Origin of the sequence: Aeromicrobium sp. (assembly GCF_036675695.1) — a bacterium.
Lineage (GTDB): Bacteria > Actinomycetota > Actinomycetes > Propionibacteriales > Nocardioidaceae > Aeromicrobium.
This window is the reverse complement of record NZ_JAKFEL010000116.1, coordinates 1-6031: the sequence shown is the minus strand read 5'-3', so window position 1 is coordinate 6031 and position 6031 is coordinate 1. Positions and strand designations below refer to the sequence as shown.

The following is a 6031-nucleotide window of genomic DNA, read 5'->3' as shown; positions in this document are numbered from 1 at the left end:
CGTCGACCGAGTCCTGGGCGGGCACCCCCTTCACGGACTTCGCGAGCATGGGTTGCACCGGCGGCATGACGGGTAGGTCCATGCCAACAGCCTAGAACCCCCACACCTACACTGAGCGGGTGAATCAGCCCGCTGTCGAGGTCAAGGACCTCGTCATGAAGTACGGATCGGTCACCGCCGTCAATGGGCTCAGCCTCACCGTCGAGCCGGGCACGGTCACGGCGATCCTCGGCCCCAATGGCGCCGGCAAGACGACCACGATCGAGACCTGCGAGGGCTTCCGCCGTCCGCAGAGCGGTTCTGTACGTGTGCTCGGACTTGACCCGATCGCCGACGCCCATCAGTTGCGTCCACGGGTTGGCGTCATGCTTCAGTCCGGCGGTGCCTGGTCCGGCTCACGCGCGTACGAGATGCTTCGGCACATCGCCTCACTTCACGCCCACCCTCTCGACGTCGACCTGCTGATCGAACGCCTGGGGATGCAGTCGTACGGCCGCACGCCCTATCGCCGACTGTCCGGTGGTCAGCAGCAACGACTCAGCCTGGCGATGGCGATTGTCGGTCGCCCCGAGCTGGTGTTTCTCGACGAGCCCACAGCAGGCCTCGACCCGCAGGCGCGCCGATCGACGTGGGAGCTCATCAGCGAGCTACGAACGAGCGGCGTCACCGTTGTCCTCACGACCCACTTCATGGACGAGGCCGAGGTGCTCGCCGACAATGTGCACATCGTGGACGAGGGCCAGGTCATCGCGTCCGGAACTCCTCAGGCGCTCGCTGCATCAGGCGCTCAGAACACCGTCAGGTTCACAGCACGACCCGGTATTGACGTGGAGAGCCTGATGCTGGCGTTGCCCGACGACGTGAAGGTCGACGAGGTCTCCCCCGGTTCCTATGTCATTGCTGGCGACGTCGATCCAGCGCTCCTCGCAACGTTCACTGCTTGGTGCGCCACCCATGGCGTGCTCACCGAGTCGGTGCTCGTCGAACGCCAGACGCTCGAGGACCGGTTCCTCGAGCTGACCGGGAAGGCCCTGCGATGACGAGCCTGGACCTGTCGCCCAAGCCCGGAGCTGCGCGACGTACGGCCATGTTGCGGTCGCAGGGCTCGATGGAGCTGCGTCTGCTGTCACGCAACGGCGAGCAGCTGTTGCTGACCCTGATCATTCCGCTCGTGCTGCTGATCCTCGGTGCACGTGCCGACAAGATCGTCGATCTCGGCCCCGGTCGCCCGATCGACATCATCACGCCGGGCATCCTGGCTCTCGCTGTGCTGTCGACGTCCTTCACCTCGCTCGCCATCGCCACCGGCTTCGAGCGTCGTTACGGAGTCATCAAGCGACTGGGGGCCTCGCCGCTGCCCCGCTGGGGGCTTCTGGTCGGCAAGATCGGCGCCATTGCCATCATCGAAGTGATCCAGCTGGCGATCCTCTCGGTCGTCGGCCTGCTTCTGGGCTGGGAGCCGAGTGGTGGGCTGACGGCAATCGCTGAGGCTCTGCTGCTCGTCGTTCTTGGTACAGCGGCTTTCGGTTCGCTCGGCCTGCTCATCGCCGGCATCATGCGCGCCGAGGCAACGTTGGCGGTCGCCAACCTGGTCTACGTGTTGCTGCTCGTCGGTGGTGGGTTGATCGTCCCGCTGAGTCGCTATCCCGAAGCTGCGAGCCATGCACTGCAGGTGCTGCCTTCTGGCGCGCTTGGGCAGGGCCTGCGCGACGTGTTCGCCGGCGACGGGCTCAGCTCGTTCTCAGTGGTCGTCCTGATCATGTGGGCAGTCTGCTGTGGCCTCGGGGTGTCGAGGACGTTCAAGTGGGAGTGACTGAATGAGTTTCTTGGCGAGCATCCGCCAACCCGATCGAACCTCTGTTGAACGCTGGGCCTGGGCAACACTCGCGGCCAACACGCTGATCGTCCTCACCGGAGGGCTGGTCCGACTGACAGCCTCGGGACTGGGCTGCCCGACCTGGCCGAAGTGCACCGACGACTCGTTCGTGCCTCGCGGCGAGCTTGGCACGCACGGCGTCATCGAGTTCGGCAACAGGATGCTCACGTATGTGCTGGTGTTCGTCGTGATCTCCGCACTCATCGCAGTGTGGCGCTGGTCCGACTCGACCCGAACCATGCGCCGCTTGGCTCTGATCATCGCTCTCGGCGTGCCATTCCAAGCCGTCATCGGTGGCATCAGCGTTCTTACCGACCTCAACCCTTGGATCGTGTCGCTCCACCTGATCCTTTCGATGGGGCTGATCGCGGCATCAACGGTGCTGCTGGTGCGGGTCCGAGGCGGGCTCGCCGGCTCGCGCTCGCACGTGACGCACGTGATCGCCACGTACGCCGTCGCATGGGTCGTCGTCTATCTCGGGACGATCGTGACGGGAAGCGGACCCCACGCAGGTGACAAGAAGGCACCCCGCAACGGACTGGATCCTCAGGTCATGAGCCATGTCCACGCCGTGTCGGTGTACGTGCTGGTCGCCATGACGATCCTGCTCTGCGTCGTGGCGCACGGGTCGATCCGACGGTTGGCCATAATCCTGCTCGGAGTCGAGCTGGCGCAGGGTGCGATCGGGTTCATGCAGTATTTCGCTGACCTGCCGATCGCGTTGGTCGCGGCCCACTTGGTGGGTGCAGCCGTCCTGGTTGCGGCAGCAACTCGGCTGCTTCTTCAGGCGACCGTCACTGAGTCGACTGCTCCGCTGTCGGCGCGTCGATAACGGGCTCGCCACCGGCGGCGAGGTGGATCGGCGTGAGGTCGTATCCCGTGGTGTAACGCTGTTTTGGGTCGAGCTCAAGGATCAGCCTGACCAACCCGCCCTGAATGTCAACGAGGCGACTGACGTCACCCTCGGCAACTCGTGCGATGCCGGCGTCGACTGGCGTGAACCACGTTCGGAACTCGGAATCGTTCTCATAGCGTGTCGAAAACGCCGCGTAGCCGAGCACGTGTGGGATGCGTAGCCCGCTGTCGGGCACGACCTCCCAGAAGAACATCAACTCGCCGATTGCGCGCTGTTCTGCGCTGAAGAACGAAAAGCCTTCGCTGTCGTCCCCACGGCGCATGATCTTCTGGATGTTGTCGATCAGGCCCTGGACTGTCTCGTCGCGGCCGCCCTTGCCGCTCGAGTCGAGCACAGACTGGCGTCTGGCTTCGACCCAGCCGAAGTAGTGAGCAAACAGGAACGCGGTGCTCCTCGTCGGGTAGTCACCATGGCCCTCGTAGCGCTTGGTCAGGGTGACCCAGTCGTTCTCGACGATGTTATAGATCCGGGACTGCAGCTCCGCGGCGGCCTGTGCCATGGGCTCATAGACCCGCTGGGCAGCGGCAAGCGCCGACTCTTCCTTCTCACGCCTGTCCTCCTCGACGCGCAGTCGGTGGCTGATCTTCTGCTGTCGCACGGACATGTAGCCGGACAGGACCACGCTGACCACGCTGAATATGAGCGGAAGGACCGAGAGGAGTGTCTTGGACATGCCCGCATCCTAGAGCGGGCGTGTGGTCTACGTAAGGACTCAGTCAGCTGTCGTGGGGGTCAGGTCCATCGTCTGGTGCCGGGGGTCTTGCCCACTTTTCAGCGTCAATCGCATAGACCCAGCGCTGCCGGGGCCACTCGGACAGAGTCCACAGCTGCCCCCGCTGGGGCCAATAGGTGATGTCCTCCGGTCCTGTCGGGAGAACGCCTGCGTGCCGTACGTAGTCACCCGGTCGCCCGACCCACAGGTCACCGGGGTTGCCTTTGCCGTTGCTTGCGGTGATGACCCAAGTGCCGTTGACCAGAGTTGCGCCCTGCATGCGCTCGACCTGACGGTCATACAGCTCGGCCGGCACGGCCCATCCGCGGTCATCGCGACGGAGCAGCTCTGTCTCGCGGTCGAGCGGAAAGCGCATGAGTCGGTGACTGCCACCCTTGCGGCCGTACTCCCCCGCGATCAGGTGATCCTCATCGCCGGAACGGTCGAGAGACATGAACGAATACATCATCTTGCCGACCGCCTCGTCGTGATCGGCGTCGTACGAGGTGAACTGCGGCAACACGTACCTGTAGGTCTTGGTGCGAAGGCGATTGCGAACTCTCACCAGGTCGTCGAGGCGGAACACCCGGATGCCGCGCTGCCCGCTGGCGACGTAGAGGTACTGGCCGTACCAAACCATGCCGCCGGCATGCACGCGAATCGTCGTGAGCCAGTTGATGCCGAGAAACCGCCGGGGGTTGACGAGCAGGACATGCCGGTAGGGCGCGTGGGTCTCCTCGGTGCAATCCATGACCGAGATCCGCGAGCCGAAGAAGAAGCCCCAAAGGTTGCGGGCGTACCAGCTGACGAGCACCAGATGCCGCCCACCGACCGTCCCGGCGGTGGGATCAGGACCGTACGCGTCGGATGATGTCGTGATGCCCTGCGGGATCCAGCGTTTGGTCCTGAAGTCACCCTGCTGCCAGGCGTAGCCGCCCAGCGCCGCCTTCCCCGGCACCCTGTCCCAGGTCGCGACCCGATTGGTGTCGGCGAGCACTCCGCGGAGTCCCACTCGCGCATAGCGCCCGAAGAATCGCTCCGTCAGGTTGGTCGAACGCGCTGCTTCGACCAACCTGTATGCCTTGGGGCTCAGCTCATGAAGTGCCATCGGAGCTCTCGTTGGCCTCGCGCAGCAGCTCTGCCTGACGGGCGGCATTGCGGGCCGTTGCACGACCGATGAGAAGGAACAGGAAGAGCAGGAGGATCGCCACGCCGGTCCAGATCATGCCGATCAGCACGATGACGCTGGCCGCCTCGCCATTCTCGCCACCGCGATCCACGAACTCGCGGCCCACAAGGACCATCAACACGCCGGCACCGCCGAAGAACGCGATGATGCCCTTGCCCACGGCGTTCATCTGGATGCGCCAGAGGTCACTTGACGAACGGGTCGATGGCCGCTGCGACGAACAGGAGCGCGAGGTATGCGTTCGAGAGGTGGAACAGCCGCATGGGCTTGATGATCGACAGATCCTCGGTGTCCCAGGCGCGGGAGCGCAGGTCGTACGCCTCGATCAGGAAGATGATGCCGAGCGTGATGGCCATGGCCGGGTAGAACCAGCCGGTATAGGGCCACAGCAAGAGCGAGGTGGCAACCATGACCCAGCTGTAGATGACGATCTGGCGGGCGACCTCGGCCGAGCTGGCGACAGATGGAAGCATCGGAACGCTCGCCGCGGCATAGTCCTCGCGGTAGCGCATTGCCAGAGCCCAGAAGTGTGGCGGAGTCCAGAAGAACACGACCATGAACAGCACGACAGGTGCCCAGGCAAGCTCGTTCGTCACGGCCGTCCAGCCAATCAGGGCCGGGAAACAACCAGCGGCGCCTCCCCAGACGATATTCTGGGTGGTGCGGCGCTTGAGGATCATCGTGTAGCCGATGACGTAGAAGACGTTGGCGGCTAGGGCCAGCATTGCCGACAGCGGGTTGACCAAGGTCCACAGCCAGACGGTCGACACGACACCCAGCGCAAGGCCGAAGTACAGCGCTCCGTTTGTCGATACCTGGTGGCGCGGCAGCGGACGCCGGGCAGTTCGTCGCATCAGCTGGTCGATGTCGGCGTCGACCACGCAGTTGAGCGCGTTGGCACTACCTGCTGACAGGGTGCCGCCGACAACGGTGGCAACGACGAGCCACAGCGGCGGCACATCCTGCGCCGCCAGGAACATGACAGGCACTGTCGTCAGCAGCAGGAGTTCGATGATTCGCGGCTTCGTCAGCGCGATGTACGAGAGGACGACGTCGCGACGGGAGGCCAGCGGCACGGTGGGTTGATCGACGCCATCGGTCGGCGTCACATGCACGGCAGTCACAGGGGCGAGTCTAGTGCCACGCAACCGGCGACGTACCGACGGTTGGGACTTGGAATGTCACGTCTCATGGTCGCCACGCACCCGAGCGGCTCATTGCCCACACGAGTAGTGTCGTCACCGACGGTTGGGCATGGCCGGCCGACGCCCGTGATCGACGATTCAGGAGCCCGAGCTGTGACGACAGCCCCCACCCCACTCGACTGGACTGACCTCG

7 protein-coding genes are annotated in these 6031 nt (G+C 64.5%); 3 read left to right on the top strand and 4 right to left on the bottom strand.

Annotation, left to right across the window (positions count from 1 at the left end; translation table 11 throughout):
- The first annotated feature begins 119 nt into the window (after window positions 1-119).
- Genes V6M39_RS07355 through V6M39_RS07345 form a run of 3 tightly spaced genes read left to right on the top strand, consistent with a single transcriptional unit; the run spans window position 120 to window position 2708 of the window.
- Window positions 120-1040, top strand: coding sequence for an ABC transporter ATP-binding protein (locus V6M39_RS07355; RefSeq protein WP_332643142.1), 921 nt, complete (start codon window positions 120-122; stop codon window positions 1038-1040).
- Entirely contained in the window at window positions 1037-1813 is a 777-nt protein-coding gene (locus V6M39_RS07350) for an ABC transporter permease (RefSeq protein WP_332643140.1), read from the top strand. The genes V6M39_RS07355 and V6M39_RS07350 overlap by 4 nt, the downstream gene beginning before the upstream one ends.
- A gap of 4 nt (window positions 1814-1817) precedes the next feature.
- Window positions 1818-2708 carry a COX15/CtaA family protein gene (locus V6M39_RS07345; protein ID WP_332643139.1) on the top strand — a complete coding sequence of 297 codons (891 nt, stop codon included), beginning with the start codon at window positions 1818-1820 and terminating at the stop codon, window positions 2706-2708.
- Here V6M39_RS07345 and V6M39_RS07340 read toward each other — a convergent pair.
- Genes V6M39_RS07340 through V6M39_RS07325 form a run of 4 tightly spaced genes read right to left on the bottom strand, consistent with a single transcriptional unit; the run spans window position 2671 to window position 5808 of the window.
- Window positions 2671-3465 carry a hypothetical protein gene (locus tag V6M39_RS07340; RefSeq protein ID WP_332643138.1) on the bottom strand — a complete coding sequence of 265 codons (795 nt, stop codon included), beginning with the start codon at window positions 3463-3465 and terminating at the stop codon, window positions 2671-2673. The genes V6M39_RS07345 and V6M39_RS07340 overlap by 38 nt on opposite strands.
- A 43-nt stretch (window positions 3466-3508) precedes the next feature.
- The gene (locus V6M39_RS07335) at window positions 3509-4612 is read right to left on the bottom strand and encodes a hypothetical protein (RefSeq protein ID WP_332643137.1); all 1104 of its coding nucleotides are present in this window, start codon (window positions 4610-4612) and stop codon (window positions 3509-3511) included.
- Complete coding sequence (locus V6M39_RS07330; RefSeq protein ID WP_332643136.1) at window positions 4599-4853, bottom strand: hypothetical protein; 255 nt, start codon at window positions 4851-4853, stop codon at window positions 4599-4601. Before V6M39_RS07330 ends, V6M39_RS07335 begins: the two co-directional genes overlap by 14 nt.
- 25 nt (window positions 4854-4878) lie before the next feature.
- Window positions 4879-5808, bottom strand: a complete 930-nt coding sequence (locus V6M39_RS07325) for a heme o synthase (RefSeq protein WP_332643144.1) — start codon at window positions 5806-5808, stop codon at window positions 4879-4881.
- Between the last annotated feature and the right edge of the window lie 223 nt (window positions 5809-6031).